The sequence below is a fragment of the Candidatus Mesenet endosymbiont of Agriotes lineatus genome (assembly GCF_964019585.1).
Taxonomy (GTDB): Bacteria; Pseudomonadota; Alphaproteobacteria; order Rickettsiales; family Anaplasmataceae; genus Mesenet.
This window is the reverse complement of the sequence record NZ_OZ026454.1, coordinates 1,100,175-1,121,629: the sequence shown is the minus strand read 5'-3', so window position 1 is coordinate 1,121,629 and position 21,455 is coordinate 1,100,175. Positions and strand designations below refer to the sequence as shown.

Here is a 21,455-nt window from a genome sequence, read left to right as displayed (position 1 = left end):
ATTGAGAATAGTTTTCATGGGGTCACCAGACTTTGCTGTTACTCCATTATTATCATTAATTGAGGCAAACTATAATATAGTTGCCGTTTATACTAAATCCCCTAAATCTGCAGGTCGCGGACAAAAAATTACTAAAACTCCTGTACACATAATTGCAGATCAAAATAACATTAGCGTTTATACTCCATCTTCTTTTAAAACAAGTGATGAAATAGAAATATTTCGCAATTTATATCCTGATATAGCCATAGTGGTTGCTTATGGCTTGATTTTGCCTAAGTCACTTTTAAATATTCCAAAGTATGGATGTATTAATATACATCCATCTTTATTGCCAAGGTGGCGTGGTGCTGCTCCAATTCAACATGCAATTTTAGCAGGAGATAAAGAAACTGGGATAACAATAATGCAGGTGGATGAACATCTAGATGCGGGTCCAATATTTGTGCAGCGCAATATTAATATAAATACAGTAGATAATTATCAAACTCTACATAATAAGCTATCGATACTGGGAAGTGAGTTACTCTTACAAGTGCTGAGTGATATTAATAAATTAATTCCTAAAAAGCAGTGTACAAATGGAGTATCATATGCAAGTAAAATAAAGGATTACAAGATCTACCTGTATGATAGTGCTGAAGTTGCATGTCGAAAAATTAAAGCTCTGTATCCAAAGGCTTTTTTTTATTTAGGTGATAAGCAAGTAAAGATATTAGATGCTAGCTATTATGAAGACGATAATAAACAAGATATAAAACCAGGTGCAATTGTAAACTGTAATATGCACATAAAGTTGAGTGGCAATAGCGTGCTGGTTCCTAAAATTTTACAAATGGAGGGAAGAAAAGCATGTGCAGTTGATGATTTTATTTGTGGCTATTCCATACAGACAATAGAAATTTTGTGAAGAGCGGGAGTATTCCCCAAACCATACGCGTCAAGTTAAGAGATTGTGAGCAAATTTAGAGAAATTAAGGTAGATACCCTAGTTTTTCTGTACTTGTCTTTTAATGAAAATTGTGACCAAGTTATGGCAAGCTTTTCAAGAAAGATCTTTAAGCCTTTAATTTTATTATTTAATGCTAAAAACAACTCTCTATTTTTAGTTCAATGAACGCCTTTCAGCTCTTTCAGTTTTGTACAATTCCATGAAATATAAGAATTGCGCACAATTTAGCATATATTGTATCTTTAAGTTCATCACTTATATAATTTAAATAATTTACTCTGTAAATTGTTAATAGCGCTAATTTTATTCTCTGTGACATTAGTTATGAATATCGACCAATTTTTGATTTTTTTTTAGAAGATCATATTACTTTTTATTAGCCCTTCTTCTTTTGATTGTATTCAGTTAATTTTTGATCTCACTTTAATTTTTCCCTTTCTAGAAATTCTAAACAAACTCTATTTTTTGATTTGTTTTTATGTCATACATATTGGTATCGGATTTATAACAGCTAAGCTTCATCCATTTGTTTATTGGTACAATAAGTCAGATATTAGCAAATCATCAGTTGCCTCTATAACCCTGATCTGTTAGCTCATGATTTAGAATGTAATTTTATCCCATTCATAACCACTATACATATCCTTTATACAAATTTTCCATATCATTAGGTAGGCTAATATAGCCTATGCTTTTAAATTGTTTTAAATTGTGAGATGTGTCTAAATAAAGTTGTTGTACATTCTTTTTATATTCAGTAAACCTAAAATTTAAACCTTACAGAATCTTCATTTAATAATTCTATCTATGCTACAACTCCTATGTTACCCAAAATCATTCAATTTCTTTTCTGTTATAGTTGATATTTCATCTGCTTTCTCATTACAAAATTCGTTGAGGATAAATTAGTTATTTTTCTCATTATAATTTTTTGTAATAAATTTAAGAGGCCTGTTTTTTTCTTCTCTCCACCAACTTCCCTTATCTTCACCTCATATGGTTTGTTGCACGCTCTCTATAAAAATTCATGAGATTGCTTAAAGATAGAATAAGCATTGTTAAATTTTTTATTTTAACCGATAAGTTAAAGCCTCAGCTATATGGTTTTTCTTTATTTGCTTGCTATCTGCTAAATCTGCTATTGTCCTTGCAACTTTTAAAATACGAGTATAGCTTCTTGTAGATATATGATTTTCTTTTAAAACATGCTCTAGAAGGCTCATTCCTGCTGTATCGGGAAAAGCAAACTCTTCTAAAGCATTACCGCTTATTTCTGCATTGGATTTAAAATTTAAATTAGCGTATCGCTGCGCCTGTATTTCTCTTGCAGCAAGTACTCTATTTTTAATAACTTCTGTGCTTTCACATTTGTCTTTGGCGTTATAAGGGAGTATATTGATATTTGGTACTTCAATGTGTATATCAATTCTGTCCAGTAGTGGACCTGATATCTTGTTTTTATAATCTATACCACATTTAGGTGCCCTACCACACGACCTTTTTGCATCACCTAAATATCCACAACGGCAAGGGTTCATTGCAGCAATAAGTTGGAAATTTGCAGGATAGGTGACATGAGCATTTGCCCTAGCAATAGTAACACTTTTATCTTCTAATGGTTGACGCAGAGAATCAAGTACAGCTCTTGGAAATTCTGGTAATTCATCGAGAAACAAAACACCGTTGTGTGCCATTGTAATTTCCCCAGGTTTAGCATTCTTGCCACCACCAACCATTGCTGCAATGGAACATGAGTGATGCGGTTCACGAAAAGGACGGCGCATATTTAAAGTTCCATTAAAGTTTTTGGTTATGCTGGAGACAACGTTAACATCCATAATTTCTGGATCGCTTAAATTGGGTAAGATATCAATAAATCGTTTAGCTAACATGGACTTACCTGTACCAGGTGGGCCAACCATTAATAGGTTATGCCCACCTGCTGCAGCAATTTCAATTGCTCTCTTTGCAACTATTTGACCTTTGACATCTTTCATATCGTATGTAGTGGTTCTATCGTTTGAAAAATCTTGCTTTCTGTTGCAAACCAAAGGAGTAATGAGTTTATGTGCAGAGAAATGGCTTATCAGTTCAGTTAAATTTTTGATAGCTAAAATTGAAATTCCTTTAGCCCAAATAGCTTCCAAACCGTTTTCTCTTGGACAAATCAGCCCCTTACCATTCTTTTTAGCGTAGATTGCTGTTGGCAAGGTTCCAGAGATAGGCATTAATCCACCATCTAAGGCAAGTTCACCTATGACAACATAGTGATCAATGCTTCCCGTTGGTATTGTTCCAATTACGATAAGTAATCCCACAGCAATAGCTAAATCATAATGGCTGCCTTCTTTTAGTAAATCTGCAGGGGAGAGGTTTACAGTGATTCTTTTCGGTGGTAAGGATAAATTTATTGAGTTTAATGCTGCTCTGACTCGCTCTTTTGATTCAGCTACCGTTTTATCTGGCAGTCCAACGATATTAAAGGCAGGAATGCCATTGGCAATATGAACTTGGACATTGACGTTTGTTGCACAGATTCCTTGTAGCGCTATGGTATTTACGTATGCTATCACAATTATAATATATATATAATATAACTATTTTAGTAAAAATTTTTATTATATCAAACTCAATAAAACTTTTGGTTCTGTAGATTCAATCTTAACTAGTATTTAGTATACTATATTCTAGTATTAATAGAAGATTAATATCTTTATAGTAGAAGATATATCATTAAAAGCACTTTTTAATATATAGAGATGAGGAATGTTATGAGTACAAAGCATGTTCTATCACGTAAAAAAACAATAAACAAAGCCTTACAACAAGAAGAAACAATAAACTTTGATGAATATAACTTTAAAGTAAAACTACACTATCACAATTTATCTAATGATAAATTACAAAAAGCTATAGATGAGGTTAAAAATAATTTATCTGATTTTAAAACACTGCTTAGTCTTGAAGAACATAGAGCTCCACGTGAACTCCAACTTTACATATATGATAATGAGAATAACTATCATAAACATACAGGATCAACTATAAGTTATGGTCACTTTGATCCTAAACTGAACAGTATGTATGTTTATCAAACAAGTCATCATTCTGGAGATATAACTTTACAACCAGTAATGAAAATTGCACAAAACCAAAGAGTTCTTCCAAAAAAAGAAGTAATAGAACTAGATGATAATCTACAAATAAATTTATACTACAATAACTTGAGCAGCAAACAATTAGAAGCAGCTAAGAAAGAGGTCAAAGATGCTTTTTATGACTTTAAAGACTTATATGATGTAAAAAACCCTGATATCACTAACACGCTTAGCATCTTTATACATGATAACGGAAAAGATTTTTCCAGATATGGAGATCCACATACAAATTCTTATGAAATAGGTCAGACTAGTGAAAATGGTACACATATTGCTTATGTATATCATAATCAACATGGCGGTGATAATCTGCGAACTCAAGTGAGTTATGTTTTATCATATTATAATGGCGGTTTTGATGAGAATAAAATATTGCCTGATAAATATATCACAATAGAAATACCTCAATCCAATTTACAAATAAAAATAGTTAATAATAGTTTAACTGATGAGCAAGTAGAAACAGCTAGTCAGAAGATTATTGATACTTTTAAAGATCTAAAATTTGATACCCATACGGAGATCAGTCTGGATAGATATAATGTTGATGATGACGTATTGATATCTCTTTTAAAAAAGGTGCGTCCTCACGAAAGTTACGATCATGAGTCTGCTAAAAAAGCACTTGAAGATCCAATTGTTCAGCGTGATATACCAATACTTTCATCTATTGGTGGCGCATTTCAAAGAACTCAAGTACTACTTTCAAATGTAGAAACAGTAAAATTTCCTAGATATAATCTTGAAATTGACCTGTACTATAGGGATTTAGATGAACATCAAATATGGAGAGCTAAACAAGAGATTAAAAATACTATTTATGATTTTAACGAATCATTTGATCTTAAGCCGTCTAATACCGTTCATAAGTCTCGGATTCTATTTTACGATACATGGGATGATTATGCTAATTACACAGGAGCAACACATGGTGGCCATGCTGATGGTACTAATGCATTTTGCTCTCTAACGTATGGATATGGTGTATTGCGACACGAATTTATGCATAACATAGTTAGCTATACTGGAGTGGACAGTGATGGAGCACTTCCTGAACTTTTAAATCATAATATAGTGGGGCATATTCAACGTGGTGTTTATCCAACGCGTGATGATGAACTTTATGATGGTGCAAAACATATAGATCAGTATTTAAAGAATTCAAAATTTAATGTTGGTGAAAGAGTGTATGTCACTATTGAATTTTTTCAAGAGATGTACCCTGAACTAATTAATAATATATTTTATGATCGCAAATCTTATGGAAGTGCACTAGAGCATTTTAGAGATAAATTTCCAGATTTAGTTAATCATATACCTAATTCTGATAAAGAGTCTTACAAAAGATATGATGAAAAATTCCTAAATAAAATATTTGAAAATAAAGGGGTAAAACAGAAATTTTTAAATTTTATTGAGGCTAAGCTTACTGAGAAGAAGTATATAGACGAAGTAAGGGATTTAAATGCCTTTCGAGTTGTCAAAGGAGATCATATAGGAACAGATAAGAAGACAGGTGAAGAATACTACACAGGAATTATAGTTGATGATAAGGGAGAAATTGGTGCATTTTCTCCAATGAAGTATTCATATTCTTACAAAGGAATTAATGTTTTAAATCATGCAACTAAAGATTCTATAATCATACCAAAAAATATCACTTTTTGAAATTAGCTAAAGTTGACGGCAATTTCAAATTAGCTTTCTGCGATGAACGTGGTAACGAATACAAAAGTGCTAAAGAAGGCAAAGATCAGACTCGGAATCTTATCTACACTGATGATGCATTAGACAGTTTTACACTTGTAGATTTACATTCTCTCAAAGGAATTACAGGGCAAGAAGAAAATTTAGGAAAGGTGTTTTCTATCAAGCCTACAAATTCAAAATTTTCGCCAATATCTATATATGACGGCAATAAAAATATAGGATCATTTACCGATGAAGTTGGTTATATCAATAGAGGAAAATTCTACTTTAAAGATGATCACTCAACTAGCTTTAAAGTGTATGATGAAAATAGAGCTTTAGTTACAATTACAAAAGAAGATGGTAAATATAAAGTATCTCTAAGAGATGGAAATTATATTGATAATAATAAATTCTTAAGTCAAAGTATCGAATTAAGTGGCAATAATAATGTTGATAATATTGATGATGACATTTATATTAAAGATAGAGAATATGGTAAATTATCTAAAAGAGAAGATTCTTTATTATTTAAACATGAACCTGAGGAAGAAGAAACAATAGAATTTGATGAATATAACTTTACAATAAGATTACACTATGACAAGTTATCCGATGATAGATTACAGAAAGCTATAGATGAGGTTAAAAATAATTTATCTGATTTTAAAACACTGCTCGGTCTTAAGGAGAATGACACTTCTTCCCGTGAACTTCAACTCTACATATATAATAACGAGAATAACTACCATAAACATGCAGGATCAACTATAAGTTATGGTCATTTTGATCCTAAGTTGAACAGTATGTATGTTTATCAAACAAGTCATCATTCTGGAGATATAACTTTACAACCAGTAATGAAAATTGCACAAAACCAAAGAGTTCTTCCAAAAAAAGAAGTAATAGAACTAGATGATAATCTACAAATAAATTTATACTACAATAACTTGAGCAGCAAACAATTAGAAGCAGCTAAGAAAGAGGTCAAAGATGCTTTTTATGACTTTAAAAACTTATATGATATGAAAAACCCTGATATCACTAACACGCTTAGCATCTTTATACATGATAACGGAAAAGATTTTTCCAGATATGGAGACCCACATACAAATTCTTATGAAATAGGTCAGACTAGTGAAAACGGTACACATATTGCTTATGTATATCATAATCAACATGGCGGTGATAGTCTGCGAACTCAAGTGAGTTATGTTTTATCATATTATAATGGCGGTTTTGATGAGAGTAAAATATTACCTGACGTTGTTGAACCCTCAAGTCAACATGTATTAAATCAAGAGAAAACAAATGAAATTGCAAAATTAATTTCTACTCAACCCAACAAAGAAGCAGAGCAAAGTTATGAAGACGATGATGAAGACTATTACGGAAACGAAAAAGATGATGATGAAGGTTCAGGTATGCAGTATGAGATGGTAAGGGGATTTTTACGGATCACTAACAATGAAACTGATGAAACCTTTATGGTACCAAGAAAGTTTAGTTATTTAAAGTTAGTAAAAGACGATGAGGGAGAAAAAAGGTTTACTCTGTGTAATAAAAGAGGCAAAGAATATACTAAAATTGGTGAAAACAGATATATTGATATAGAAGATATAGATACAAATTACAACTTTAATTCCCTTTGCCGTAAAAAGTGTCTTTTCTCTATTCACGCTGATAAAAGTGATTCACAAATAGCAAAAATATTTGATCTTAAGGGTAGGAAAGAAATAGGTACTTTATATAATAATTCCTATGAAGAAGACGATGATGAAGATGATTATGGTGATGATGATTCTTACCAAAATGATTATGCAAACAGTATGGTTGCATTTGAGAGTCACCTAGAAGATGATATTCCTATGTACGTCTCTGATGATTTGATTTAACGGTATTACTTAAGAGCTGCTATAGATTAAATGCTATAGTAGCTGGAGTGTTTGCTAAACCATAGGATGAGGTGAGGTTGCAAGTGATGGAAGAAAAAATAGAGTATCAAGTTAAAAGGACTCTTAAAAGAATTAAAATGAGAGATGGATCAAAAAAGCTCTTTCAATGAAAAAGCAAATGAAGTATCAATTAAAATAGAAAAGAAGTGTACTAAACAGCTAACTAAGAGCAAAACTACTATCACTACCAACTGAAAAGCAAAAAGAGGAGAAGCATTTTCCTTAATCCTGTAACTTTGCAATCTCATCAAGTGATAAGCCAGTAGATCCAGCTATTAAGTCAACAGATACACCAGCTTTAAGTAGGTTCTTGGCTACTTCAATTTTTCCTTCAATTTTTCCTTCAATTTTTCCTTTCTCTTGACCAATTTTGATACCTTTCTCTTGACCGATGAGGATACCTTGTTCAGTAGCAAGGTCAAATTTATATTCGAGAATGGCCTCTTCTTTACGAAGATCCATAATTCTTTCTTCATAAGCTAGGAGATCTTTTTCATCCCAGCCAAAGCGATCTAATTCATCATAAGCTTGCTTTATAATTGGTGCTTTCTCAGCAATTTTTCTTAAATCTTCATCTGTAGTGTCTTCAGCATATTTAAAAAAGAAGCACCAACGCTCTACAATATTTTCCAGTTGCTCTTCTTTACTCTTAGGAAATTTAGGCAACTCGATAAAGACAAATTGAAAATCTTTTAAGTAATGTCCATTGGTTTTGATATCACGGATATTATGTGCAGATATATAATCAATCTCTTCAGGAAATAAATTACAATTAGAAATAGCAATGAAGAAAACCTTCTTTAAATCAATATACTTACCAGATTTATCAGCTTGTCTTGAGTAGGCCTTAGCAGCATAAAGTTGTGCACGTTTTTCAAAGCCTTTATCGCGAGCAAGCTGCATTTCTATCACATATCTAGTGCCACTAGAATCCTTGCAAAGAACATCAACAATACTCTGCTTGTCAGAAGCAATCTCAGGATCCATAATGGTACTTAAGAACTCAACTTCTTGTATTGCATTAACTTCAGTAAAGCCTAAGATATCGTTTAAAAAATGGATGAGAATATTCTTATTTTTCTCAGTGCCAAATATTCTTTTAAAAGTGAGGTCCAGCTTGGGATCAAGAAATTTAGATAGTGCCATAGAAACAAAACAGAAGAAACTAACCTTAAATTATACACTATATTTTTACTTTGAGCAAAGGTTTTACATCTTTAATACTTTTAAATACCTCATTTGATAGGATATAACATCAGAGCCAAATAAGAGCGCCAACAAAGTTCAAAAAGCCCATAAAAACCTCTTATCAAACCGAGAAAAAGTACGTCTCAATTTTACCAAAAAAGCACTCGATGTTCTTTATAGATATGCTCATCTTTACGGTTCCGTTTTGGCGGATCTCACACCTTCGAGACTGGCTACAACTATCGTAGCCTTTATCAGCCACTACAATGCTATTATAGATATTTTTAGTTAATTTGTGTAATTTCGTTTCTTTGACCTGGCATAAGGATAAATTTTAGCGGATTTCCAAGTGCGTCAACAAGAGTATGGATCTTTGAGTGAATGCTGCGTCCTATTGAGCTTGTGAATCTTTTTTATATTCAGCTGAGCAAGCGTGGGCACTGTTCCATCATGGTAACTTCCACATCTGGTTCATTTTGATCAGTAGATACTGTCTTTCATGTCAATAGGTTATCTAACTAGTTGATTCTTTTTAAGAATGCCAAAAAATACATGTATTAGTTTTCTCATTAACACAATAATTATAACCATTGGACATTTTTCTTTACTTGCTAAACGCTGATTGAAAGTAAGAATTACAATTCTTGACTGCTATAGCTGGCATATAAAGAGCTTTACGGATACGCTCAGATCCTATTTACACACCTTTCTGTTGACCCTGATTGGTAATGCTGTGGTTTAGACCAGCAAAACTGCTTGGCATGATCAAACTGATGGCATTTCTGCAACGGCAGTAATATGTCCTATACCTTTAATAGTTTTGAGGTTTTCTATCATATTTCTTAAGTACGGATAGTTATCAATATGCTCATTAATTTCTTTCTCTAGAGCTGTTCATCTATTGCAGCAATTACCTCAAGTATGGCTTGTTTACAACTGGAATCCATATTTATTTTCCAAGCCTGTTGCAACTTATCATCTTTAAGTGCTTGTAAACAACGATAAAGATCTCTTAACTTCAGGAGGAACAAGTTTCCAAAGATTAAGCAATACAAAATGATCTTTTATAAAACTGAAGTCATTGGTAGCAAGGGTTGAAGAGAACTCAAAAATTTAAATGAAAGAGAAATTAACTCCGACTGCATTCTTTATGAATTACTCGCGTTATGCAAATATCTGACCAGACGTTTATTGCTGTTTCAAACATATCAAGTATCGTGTATACTGGTAATATCATTCCCATTATATTTAAAGGAATTTTCATTGATATAAGGTAACTAGTTGCCATAAAATAGCAGCCCATCGGCACTCCAGCATTACCTATTGCTGCAGCAATAGATAAAAGTATCCATATAAACATCTCACCTAACGAAAAGTTGTAACCATTACTTTCTGAAACAAAAAGTACTGTGGTTAAAATAAAGGCAGCACATGCATTCATATTAATTGTTGTGCATATTGGTAATACAAAAGAAGATAGTTTTTTAGGTATTTTAAGTTTATTTTGCACACATTCGATGGTCGTTGGCAGTGTTGCGCTAGACGATTTAGAAAAAAATGCCAAAATTAGTGCAGGTATAACTCCTTTAAAGGTTTGAATTGGTGAGATACCTTTGTACCACATAAGCAGCGGTAGAATTACAAACGCTTGGATAAGATTTGCCAGTGATATGCATACAAGATACCAAATTATATTGTAAAACTCACTATTACCTTTTACTTCATATAAAAAACATGTAATAAATGCCCAAACGGCAAGTGGCATAAGCTTTAGTATGTGTCTAGCTATAATAAGTAAAGTGTCAAAAAGTGCAGAAAATATTTGATGTAATACATCTTGTTTCTGCGGAGGTAAGGAAATTACAGCAAAACCAATAAGAAAAGCAAGCAGTATGCTACCAGCAACATTATTATCAAGAAAGACTTGAATAAAATTAGAAGGAATAAGTGAATACAAGTAAGAGAAATAACTATGACTTTTAGCATTTGCACTCTCTATAGAGCTGTTCACCAAATGCTTATTTGCTGGACTGATGAGTAAATAAATAGATAAAGCAATAAGTGCTGCTATAGTGGTTGTAAATAATGTATAAAATAAAGTTTTCTTTGTCAGAGTTTTAATTTCTATAGAGTTCTTCAGTCCTGAGATAGTTGCAGTAATGGAAAAAAAAACTAGTGGCAAACTAATGAGCTTCAGTAAACTAATAAAAATATCACTTACAAGTTTAGCTCCACAAAATATAAAATCATTGTGTAAATAGTAGGATATTACTGCCAGTATTATAGACATCAGCACTGGAAACTTATACATATCGCTTAAAGTTTATAGATATTCAAAAGACTAAACCTATTTTAACCAATGATCATTTACAGGTTCTCTTATGCAAGGCCCATTACTTATGCCAATGCATGGACTTTTTAATCTGCGTTCTCTTGACATAAAACAAGAAGATAAACTTCCTACTAAAGTTAGTATAACTAAAATATTAAAAATCTTTTTCAGCATTTCAAATTCATATGTACTTAATAATACTATTATAGTAACTCTATATCTAATATTTGTAAATATGCCTATTTATCATTATAAAGTATTAAATCGTGCTTGCCATAAAGTGTGTGGTAAGCTTTATGCTACAGATGAAAAGGAGTTGGAAGCTAAACTAAATGAGATAGGATTGTATTTAATTGATTATCATGTGCAGAAAAATAGGTCATTTTTGCCTAAGAAAATCAGCACAAAAGATTTAATAAGAGTATGCTCTCATATCGAGCAAATGGAAAGAGCAGGGCTGCAACTTATAAATTCCCTTGAGGAGCTATGCTGCTCAATAAATAATTCTGCTGCTAAGATAGTTTTTAGTGAAGTTTGCGAAGATATAAGATCTGGCAGCATGCTATCTTCAGCATTACTTAAACATCCAAAAGTATTTGATAAATTATTCATTGCCTTAGTAGCAGTTGGAGAAAAGTCTGGAAAGTTAGCAGAAGTATTTTCCTATATTGCAGATCATTTAAAGTGGAGTTTAAAGCTGCGAAATAAAATAAAAAGAGCGATAGCTTATCCTCTATTTATGCTTACTGTTATCTGTATTGTTGTATGCGTTATGACGTTTACTGTAATACCAGCCATTGAAACTTTTTTAGCTGAGCAAGAGATTGCGCTACCTATTTACACAAAATTACTTATCTCAACAGTTAATTTTTGCGCCGCAAACAAGGGTATAATCTTAATAGCTGTTGCTCTATCTCCCTTGCTTGTTCATATAGCAAAAAAAACTATAAATTACTTCTGCTCTAGGATAGTAATTTCACTGCCAATAATAGGAGAATTAATACGTAAGATTGAAATATCAAGGTTTTGTCGATTCTTTACGTTATGTTACGGAAGTGGTTTAGATATCTTAAATTCAATCGACAATGCCAAAGATGCAGTAAAAAATCTGGTAATAAAGGAAGCATTGATAAATGCTAAGGCTTCTATATCAAATGGTAAGACTTTAACTTCTGCTATGCAAGAAACAAATCAATTTCCAGGATTTGCCGTTCATATGTTCAGCATCGGAGAAAAGAGCGGCAATATTACTGAGACAATAAGTAACATTAATACTTTTTATGATACAGAGATTAATGATGCAATTGATAGCTTAATCTCAATTATCAAACCAGCATTTGTAATAATATTAGGCCTTTTGATTATGTGGATCATAATGGCAGTTTTCACCCCACTTTACAGCAGTTTTGATCAATTAGATCTATACTAATCTAAAAATTTCTATTTTAAAATAGTTGTATATATTAATATATTATTAAACTAGGATAAAATTATGAAAATATTTTCGGCAGAAGAGATATTTGCTAACCCAAACAAAACTTTTGAATACCAAACAACAAAAGAAAATGCAGAGAATAAAGAGGAAATCAAAATAATAGGTGATGTGCCAAGTGGTGCTAAAGTGGAAATAAACGGTCTTGTTGTCATTACTGCAGATGGTCAAACTATATATTTCACAGAGAAAGTACATTCTCAGTCAATAATCAATAACAAAGTGTATATTAATAATCAACTAATAACCGGAGGAAGTCACATAAATATACAGAATTACTGCGTTAACCTTACTATTACTGGCAATGTAAAAGAAAATGCAAAGATATCTTCAGAGGGTGGTGTCACTGTAGATGGTGATGTTGAAAAGGGTGCGGCTATTGAAACATCAAACGGTAAAATTACAGCTAAAACTGTTCATAAAGCTCAATTAACTACAAGTAATGGCAGTATTAATGTTGATACTGCTCATCAAGGAGCAATGCTTGAAACATCTAACGGTGGGGTAAAAGTAACAAACGACTTAAGGCATGCTGCAAGCAGAAGCACTAGTCGTAATCAGCTTAGCTCTTCAAGTAGTTCATCTTCTAGTAGTTTAGACAGCTCTGATTTTTATGATCTTTCTAGCTCTATTTCATATTCAGTTAATAATGCAAATGTCAGTAGCGCATTTGCTGGGGAAAGTAGAAGAATGAAGCGTAATTTTAGATAGCAATAAACACAAGAACTTGAAATTTTCAGGTTCTTGTGCCGTTCTTGCTTTGGTAATACCTTATTTCTTTTATTGCTTAATCTAATTTTTTATTTTTGCCTAAATTTTATATAAGATTTAAAATGTTTTCCTAATTTAAATAATTGTGTAAAATTATGAACATTACTCCTATTATTTCAGATAATAAAAAAATTATAAATGGATATAAAGAAAGTTGTTTTATCATCAGTGATGAGGAATATAAAGGTTCAGTTATAGTATTTTCTGAGCGTGTAGTTCCATTTCCTGAGCTTGATATAAATAATATGGATCACCTGTTGCGTTTTTTAAATGTTGAAACTGAAGTTATATTAGTAGGCACTGGTGCTAAACATATAAGTCCTAGCTTATCAGTGAGGGATCATATACGTAAGCAGGGATTGAGTTTTGAATTTATGTCAACAGGTGCAGCTTGTAGAACTTATAATGTATTGCTATCTGAAGGTAGGTATATTATTGCTATTTTAATGGCTATATAAAATGATATTTGAACTTTTAACACAAAGTTTTTTTTTAAATAGCTTAATATCACTGCTGATTATTAGTTTAGCCACTGGAGCTTTAGGATCATTTATGGTGTGGCAAAGGCTGTCCTATTTGGGAGATAGTTTATCACATTCATCGCTGCTTGGCATTGCCCTAGCTCTTATTTTTAATGTAAATACTTCAGTAACTATAACTACTATTGCGATAGCATTTGCAATATTGCTTGCAATTAATTTTGATAAATTATACTCACGTGATGCAACCTTAAACATAATAACTAATGTTGTTTTGTCCATAAGCTTAATACTTATGTCTTTTTTATCATCTACAAGCAGTAATATTATACACTCTTTATTTGGTGATATTTTGATGTTAAGTAGCATGGATATCATAACTATTTTAACAATTTCTATACTTGTTATTGTCGCTTTAATACTTAGATGGCACAAATGGTTGATTATTACAGTAAGTCAAGACTTAGCTAGAGCAGAGGGCATAAATGTCAGTTGGGTTAGATTAGAATTTTTAATTATTTTATCGATATTTATTGCGGTTGCGGCTCAATTAATTGGGATATTGCTAATTACTGCTTTTTTATTAATCCCAGCAGCAGCAGCAAGGCTAGTCACTAAAACCCCAATTCAAATGATCATCATTGCAACAATTATCTCTACTGTAGCAGCAGTATCTGGCCTTCTGTTTTCAGTACAGTTTGATATTCCAACTGGCCCAACTATAATACTTACATCATTTCTTTATTTTATATTACTCTACTTGTTTAAAATAATAAAGGAATAGGTAACATATTAAGCTTTATACTTTTTTAACCACATTCGTGCCAAAATATAATAGATAGTATAAATAATACTTATAGGAGAAAGTATATGTCAGTAGCTTATTAATATAAATAAAGCAAATGTAACTCTGTAGCTTTTAATAAAGACGGCGTCTCTTTAATTTACAATATCGATTAAGTATTTTGGGATCATTCAAAATAGCCGTGATTTTAATACTTACATATATCGCTAATAATGAGTAAAGTAAATCTACAGAAGTAGTGTTTCTGTTTTGTGGTAAGTTGCTAAATAAAAAATATTTGCTATAATTCTCTTGTAGGTATACGCTAAAAGAAATTACTTATACTTTCTGTTGCTATTAGCGCTTTAGTTATACAACTAAAGATTGGGGGGAAATTTCCTGTGTTCAGGAAAGAATACTAATAGCAACAGTAAATATAAATTACATTTATAGAATACGTATAGCCTCTCACCATATTATAGTTAATATATTGATTATACATTAAAAATATTAATTATTTAATAAAAATATTCTAAGTCAAGTAAATATTTTAAGAAGAAACATTATTGTTTTCTTTACATCTCAACCATAAAAACCCAATTACTGCTATTACTAAGCTTATAGGTACTATGGAAATTGATTTTACGAATGCGGCAGATTCATTACCATTACTGTAGAAACCTATAATCTCTGACATTAACGTATGGAAAAAATAGCCAAAAAACATAACTATCATATTACTGATAGCTGTAGCAATGGCTACCATATTACTACATGCATAACTTATAGCTTTGCACGTAGCTACAACTTGATATGCGGATGCTCCACCAATAAGTAGCAGAAGTGTACCTATAACATAAATATTACAATAGCCACTCAAAAGTAGCATAAAGCTTACAGCCATTAAGACAGCGCAAGATATTACTATTTCATAATGTTTTGTTGGTTTCTTTTCCAATATATAAGCAAGTAATGAGAGGCCAAAACACATGCCGATAAATATCAGTGAAGGCAAAAACGAAGCTAAATCTTCACTAATATTGTAAACTTTAATAAAAAAAGTTGTTGCCCAGCCATCTGCAAATCCCTCTAAAGGACCAACCATCAGCCCTCCGAAGAAACTGATAAGTAAAATATATTTATTATAAATTAAATTTTTTATTTCCCTAAAGCCAACATTGGTCTGTTCATTGTTGGGATTAACTACATTATCTTTAGGTATTAAGAGGAATGTAGCGCAGGCAAGGAAACAACCCAAAACTATAAATGTTATAAATACATAATCCCACCCGAATTTATTAAGTAGTAAGTGCAGGGGTAAGCCACCATACATTGCTCCAAGTAGACCGATAGTAATAGAAAAACTTACCATTTTTGCAAATTTCTCCTGACTATAATACATGCTTATTACTTTAAAGAGCCCAATTGCAGAAGCAGAAGAGCCTATACCTACTATAATTCTACCAAAATTGCAATAAGCCCATGATTCGAAGAGCAATGGGGTTGTTCCTAAAAATGTTAAAATTATGCAAGCTGACAATACAAGCTTCGGACCAAATCTATCTAAAAAAACACCAACTGGTATATGTGCTAAAGTATATCCAACATAATATAAACCAGAAAATTGACCTATGCCAGAAGTGTCTATTTGAAATCTATCTATTAGTTCTGACCCAATTATATTAGGAATTACGCGCAGTATGTATTGATACGCATAGAATAATGATACCAATAGCCATATTAAAAAATTTTTCTGCAAAATAAAAACTGAACTAATTACAATAGGTTAGTTTTATATAATTTAATGATAAGTACAAGATTTTTATCTTTCTTCTGTAACTTTACACTTAAACTGAGCAAGAGCTTGTTCAATATTATTTAAGTCTACTTTTTGCTCTTCTTGCGTATCCATATTCTTTAATTTTATTTTCTTATCTGATAATTCTTCATCACCAAAAATTAGTGAAACGCAAGCATTAATTTTGTTTGCATAACCCATACGCTGCCTTGTTGTACCACTGTATCCCCAAATAATGTAATACCTATTTTGACGTAACTTAAAAGCAAGCGAAATGGCATACTTTTCCGCATCATTACCAATAGGAATGAGTGTTATTGGTCTTATATATTTGTGTTTGTAGTCTATAAGTTCAATGATCCTTTCAATCCCACCAGCAAAACCAATTGCTGATGTTTTGCTACCACCCATCGCAGCAATTAGTCCGTCATACCGACCACCTGCCAGTACAGCTCCCTGTGCTCCTAAATCTTCAGTAGCAAATTCAAATACAGTGTGGCAGTAATAATCAAGTCCACGTACTAATTTAGTATTAATTAAGTATGGTATTCCAAGATTTTCTAATCCGCTTAAAACTTCATCGAAAAACTTACGTGAGCATTCTGTATAAAAATTATTGATCTTAGGTACATGCAAAAGTAATTCTTTATCTTTATCATCTTTAGAATCAAGTATACGTAAGGGATTAATTTCTAATCTCTTTCTGCTCACTTCAGATAAACTGTCTTTGTATTTAGTTAAATACTCTACAAGTGCTGACCTGTAGGCCTTGATAGTTTCATCATCACCTAGAGAATTTATCTCTAACCTTATTTTATCATTTAATCCAAGTTTGCTCAATATGTGATACCCAAGTGCTATTATTTCAGTATCTGCTTGCGGTTCTCTATTACCAAAAGACTCAAAATTAATTTGATGGAATTGCCGCTGCCTACATTTTTGTGGCCTTTCATAGCGGAAAATTGGACCTGTCGAAAATAATTTAATTGGAGGTTGCAACCTTTTACCTATAAATAATCTCGCTATTGCTGCTGTAAATTCTGGGCGTAAAGTGATGCTCTCACCTCCCTTATCATCAAAAGTATACATTTCTTTCATGATGACGTCCGAAGTCTCACCTAATGCTTTAGTAAAAACTTCAGTGAATTCAAGTATTGGTGTGTCTATTGGTAAAAAACCATACAAACGAGAGATACTTTCTGCCACCTCTTGAACATATTTTAATTTAAAGTATTCATCAGGCAATAAATCTTTTGTGCCCCTGATTTCTTGTAGCTTGTTATTTTTCATATGTTACGGTAACCTTAAGAATAAGCTAATGCTACTAACATTTTTTTTGTAAGCAAACTCTATAGATCGACATATTAAATCTCAAAATAAATTGAATTCCTTTTTAAAATTATTAAATATAATAATTTATTTTAGTGTATCTTAATGGCTCTTCGCTTAATTCCAGATAATGTTAACATAAATTTTATTCAGTACGGAAAAGTTACACTTCTATTGAGCAGTATACTTACTATTTTATTACCACTTTTTATCTTTATACACGGTATTAATTTAGGGGTTGATTTCACCGGCGGGGTTCATATGGAAATAAAATCAGAAAATTCCGTTGCTGATATAAATAAACAACTAACAGAAAAAGGGTTTACTGGTTTTACAGCCCAGAGTTTAAAATCCAATCACATGATAATACGTTTTAAAGGTAGTCAAGATACAGGTAATGAAGCCTTGATAAAAAAAATAAAGGAAGCATTAGAAGAAAAACTAAAAGGTATAACATATCGAAAAATAGATTATGTAGGTCCACAAGTTAGCTCTAAGCAGGTAGTAAGAGGGATGGTATCTATAGCTATAGCCCTAATGGGAATATCCCTTTATATTTGGTTTCGTTTTAATTGGCAATTTAGTTTAGGTAGTGCTATTGCTCTAGTTCATGATGTAATTTTGGTGCTATGGTTTATAAGTATTGCGAATATAGAATTTAACCTTTCCTCAACAGCAGCACTTTTAACAATAATTGGCTACTCCATTAATGATTCAGTAATAATATATGACAGAATTAGAGAAAATTTGAAGAAGTTAAAAAACAAACCTTTGCAGGAGATCATTAATATTAGCATAAACAGCACATTGTCACGTACGGTTCTAACCTCTGGCACAACACTACTTGCCTCTATTCCACTGATGCTTATCTGTACTGGAACTGTTAAGGATTTTACTACTATTATATTTTTTGGTGTTTTAGTTGGTACTTATTCCTCAATATCCATATCCGCTCCTGTGTTAATCTATAGTAAAAAATAAAGTCCTAACTTCTATAAATAAATCATAAGGTTTTAAAAGATTTGTAAAAATTAAGTTGCATTTTTATACTAATACTGTACTAAAAGAGTGATTTCTATCGGAGGGATATAATGTTGGGATCAGAATGTCAGTTAAATGACGATAGCATAATCCAAAACCTAGAAAATCTTGAAGTAATATTAGGTGAGGATGATATTACAACTATAGACTTTCAAAACCTTGAAGCGATAAACGATATTGCAATTCCAGATTCCGATGATCTTGAGGCAACACTCAATGGAAATGATATCGTCCAAGCCTCGAATGACCTTAGTACAACGCCAGATAACGCTATAAGCTCTACTACTGAGGCTCTTGATAATGCTAGGGACATTAATGGAATAGCTAATCAAAGTTCTATATCTTCCATCTATAATAAGCCTACACAGACTCAAGACAAAGCATCGCAAAATAGTATTATAGATAAAGCAGAACCTAGTTTTAGTAGTATATTACAACAAGCTCATACAGCTATCTTTGATAGTGATACTGATAACCTCCAAGAAGGCAGTGCCACTCAAGCCTTAAGCAATCTTGCAACAGTACTGAAAGAGAGAGATATTACAAGCCTAGACTCTGAAGCTATATTAGATGAAAATTATATTAGAATTCCAGACTTTCAAGGCCTTGAAGCAGTATTGTGTAGAGCAGATAGTCAAAATTCAATATCTTCTACTCATAACCAAGATGCACAATTTCAAGATAATGAACTACAAAGTAATATTGCAAGTAAAGCAAAGCCTGATTTTGATCACACACCACAACAAGCTCTTGCAACTGTTTATAATGACTGTGTTCAAGAACTTCAAGTTACTTATAATGACTGCATCAGTAAGCTCCAAGCTGCTTATAATAATGTAAATAAGTTTCAAGCTGATACAAGTTTACCTAATAGAGATGATTCACAATTTTCCAATATTAAAAGTGGGAACTCTAAAGAAACACAGGGTTTACTACGTCCTGTTACTAAAGGTAAAGATCTAAAAATAGTAAAAAAATTACTGCACAGTGGAGCTGATATAAATGAGCGAGATAGTAGTGATGATTCACAATTTTCCAATATTAAAAGTGGGAACTCTAAAGAAACAAAAGGTTTACTACATTCTGCTATTAAAAGCAAAGACCTAAAAACAGTAAAAAAATTACTGCACAGTGGAGCTGATATAAATGAGCGAGATAATAGTAATAATACACCATTACATATCGCTGTCCAACGTAATAACATTGATATGCTGAATACATTATTAGGATTTAGTCCTGACATAGAATTACAGAATAACCAAGGTAGTACACCATTACATTCTGCTATTAGCCGCATTTGTGTTGGAATAGCCAAATTGCTATTAAAATATGGAGCTAACACAAATGCACAAGATAATAAAGGCAATACAGTGTTACATAAAATTATTAATTCTAAAAGTGATAGGACAACGCTTAGTTTAGAGCCGATTTTAGAAAATAAAAATACTGATTTAAACATAAAGAATAATAGAGGAGAAAGCTTTATAAATATAGTATTAAGTAAATTTGAGGGGTTGAACCATATTGATAAAAAAGAGTTTATTCGGCGTTTAAACCCAATATGGAAGCGCTACAGTAAATTAAATAATGAAAGCAGATTAATTATTAAAGGAAATAGAAAGCTCAATGCCGTTATAGAAAAATGTAGAAATAAAGCATTACAAACATATGGTTGTTTAATAAACAGTGTAAAATTATGTAGTGCTAAGGAGGAAATTATCGAGATATTACGATTACGTGGAGTTAAAATAAATGATAAGAACTTAAATGGTAAGACATTATTACACAAAGCTGTAAATGAACCTTTCAGCTTGAAAGTGATAAAAATGTTACTAGATATTGGTTATGATGTAAACGCTCAAAATAATCGTGGTAATACAGCACTGCATATTATTGCTAGTTATGATAAGAGATTAGCAATAACAAAAGTATTATTGAATTGTGGTGCTAATGTAAATTTGCAAAATGTTAGCAAACAAACGCCATTATATATTGCTGCTGCCCGAAGTAGTACAAGCACTTTAGAGATATTGTTAAACTCCAGTGATATTGATCCTAATAAACAAGATACGCTTGGCAATACAGCATTGCATCATGCACTAAAAAGTAAAATGCCGTTCCAGACTACAGAGTTGCTTTTAAAAAATGATACAGTTAATTTAAATATTAAAAACAAAGAAGGACAATGTTTTGTAAGTATAATACTAGATAAATTTAAAGGACAAAATAACAAAGAACAAAATAACAAATATTTAGTAGAATTATTAGTAAAATCCTATGATAGGTTAAGTGACAAAAGTAAGTTGATAATTAAAGGTAATAGCAAATTTTATGTTGCTGTAGAAAAGCGTAGAAAAAGGCTCATTCCATATAATGTTTTAAGTCAACCTAGTTCATCAAGCCTTGTAAATGAATTCTTAAATATAGCTAAATAAAAGAAGTGGTTTAAATTGACATTACTATACTGCTTACTATAGTTAAATAATA

14 protein-coding genes and 1 pseudogene are annotated in these 21,455 nt (G+C 31.8%); 9 read left to right on the top strand and 6 right to left on the bottom strand.

The features are described 5' to 3' along the window. Window position 1 precedes the first annotated feature (1 nt). Window positions 2-910 carry a methionyl-tRNA formyltransferase gene (gene fmt, locus AACL19_RS05170; RefSeq protein ID WP_339046694.1) on the top strand — a complete coding sequence of 303 codons (909 nt, stop codon included), beginning with the start codon at window positions 2-4 and terminating at the stop codon, window positions 908-910. Window positions 911-945: 35 nt separating this feature from the next. Here the strand turns inward: fmt and AACL19_RS05165 are convergent. Beyond that, window positions 946-1,305 (bottom strand): annotated as a pseudogene (locus AACL19_RS05165) (IS4 family transposase); the annotation flags it as partial. A gap of 714 nt (window positions 1,306-2,019) precedes the next feature. Continuing rightward, window positions 2,020-3,525: a YifB family Mg chelatase-like AAA ATPase gene (locus tag AACL19_RS05160; protein WP_339045437.1), complete on the bottom strand. Its 1,506-nt coding sequence runs from the start codon at window positions 3,523-3,525 to the stop codon at window positions 2,020-2,022. 198 nt (window positions 3,526-3,723) lie between these two features. On the opposite strand from AACL19_RS05160, the gene AACL19_RS05155 reads away from it, so the two are divergent. After that, a complete protein-coding gene (locus AACL19_RS05155) occupies window positions 3,724-5,778 on the top strand; it encodes a hypothetical protein (protein WP_339045436.1) in 2,055 nt (684 codons plus the stop codon). Then, window positions 5,775-7,694 (top strand): hypothetical protein, encoded by a 1,920-nt coding sequence (locus AACL19_RS05150; RefSeq protein WP_339045435.1) that lies wholly within the window; start codon window positions 5,775-5,777, stop codon window positions 7,692-7,694. The genes AACL19_RS05155 and AACL19_RS05150 overlap by 4 nt, the downstream gene beginning before the upstream one ends. A 282-nt stretch (window positions 7,695-7,976) precedes the next feature. Here AACL19_RS05150 and AACL19_RS05145 read toward each other — a convergent pair whose 3' ends face one another. Together AACL19_RS05145 and AACL19_RS05135 are read right to left on the bottom strand one after the other, a co-directional pair. Further along, entirely contained in the window at window positions 7,977-8,900 is a 924-nt protein-coding gene (locus AACL19_RS05145; RefSeq protein ID WP_339045434.1) for an Rpn family recombination-promoting nuclease/putative transposase, read from the bottom strand. Window positions 8,901-10,071: 1,171 nt separating this feature from the next. Continuing rightward, window positions 10,072-11,253 carry a dicarboxylate/amino acid:cation symporter gene (locus AACL19_RS05135; protein ID WP_339045433.1) on the bottom strand — a complete coding sequence of 394 codons (1,182 nt, stop codon included), beginning with the start codon at window positions 11,251-11,253 and terminating at the stop codon, window positions 10,072-10,074. Between the two features lie 94 nt (window positions 11,254-11,347). Between AACL19_RS05135 and AACL19_RS05130 the strand changes: the two genes are divergently transcribed. The 4 genes from AACL19_RS05130 (at window position 11,348) to AACL19_RS05115 (ending at window position 14,800) form a co-directional block, all read left to right on the top strand. Beyond that, window positions 11,348-12,703 carry a type II secretion system F family protein gene (locus AACL19_RS05130; RefSeq protein WP_339045432.1) on the top strand — a complete coding sequence of 452 codons (1,356 nt, stop codon included), beginning with the start codon at window positions 11,348-11,350 and terminating at the stop codon, window positions 12,701-12,703. A gap of 63 nt (window positions 12,704-12,766) precedes the next feature. Continuing rightward, window positions 12,767-13,477, top strand: a complete 711-nt coding sequence (locus AACL19_RS05125; RefSeq protein ID WP_339045431.1) for a hypothetical protein — start codon at window positions 12,767-12,769, stop codon at window positions 13,475-13,477. 155 nt (window positions 13,478-13,632) lie between these two features. After that, window positions 13,633-13,995, top strand: coding sequence for an Mth938-like domain-containing protein (locus tag AACL19_RS05120; RefSeq protein ID WP_339045430.1), 363 nt, complete (start codon window positions 13,633-13,635; stop codon window positions 13,993-13,995). 4 nt (window positions 13,996-13,999) lie between these two features. Continuing rightward, on the top strand, window positions 14,000-14,800 hold the full coding sequence (locus AACL19_RS05115) for a metal ABC transporter permease (RefSeq protein ID WP_339046692.1): 801 nt from the start codon (window positions 14,000-14,002) through the stop codon (window positions 14,798-14,800). A gap of 550 nt (window positions 14,801-15,350) precedes the next feature. On the opposite strand, the gene AACL19_RS05110 is transcribed toward AACL19_RS05115, so the two are convergent. Together AACL19_RS05110 and hisS are read right to left on the bottom strand one after the other, a co-directional pair. Then, a complete protein-coding gene (locus AACL19_RS05110; RefSeq protein WP_339045429.1) occupies window positions 15,351-16,559 on the bottom strand; it encodes an MFS transporter in 1,209 nt (402 codons plus the stop codon). Window positions 16,560-16,622: 63 nt separating this feature from the next. Beyond that, window positions 16,623-17,888, bottom strand: a complete 1,266-nt coding sequence (gene hisS / locus AACL19_RS05105) for a histidine--tRNA ligase (protein WP_339045428.1) — start codon at window positions 17,886-17,888, stop codon at window positions 16,623-16,625. A gap of 144 nt (window positions 17,889-18,032) precedes the next feature. On the opposite strand from hisS, the gene secF reads away from it, so the two are divergent. After that, window positions 18,033-18,908, top strand: coding sequence for a protein translocase subunit SecF (gene secF / locus AACL19_RS05100; protein WP_339045427.1), 876 nt, complete (start codon window positions 18,033-18,035; stop codon window positions 18,906-18,908). 110 nt (window positions 18,909-19,018) lie between these two features. Next, window positions 19,019-21,403 carry an ankyrin repeat domain-containing protein gene (locus AACL19_RS05095; RefSeq protein ID WP_339045426.1) on the top strand — a complete coding sequence of 795 codons (2,385 nt, stop codon included), beginning with the start codon at window positions 19,019-19,021 and terminating at the stop codon, window positions 21,401-21,403. The last annotated feature ends 52 nt before the right edge of the window (window positions 21,404-21,455 follow it).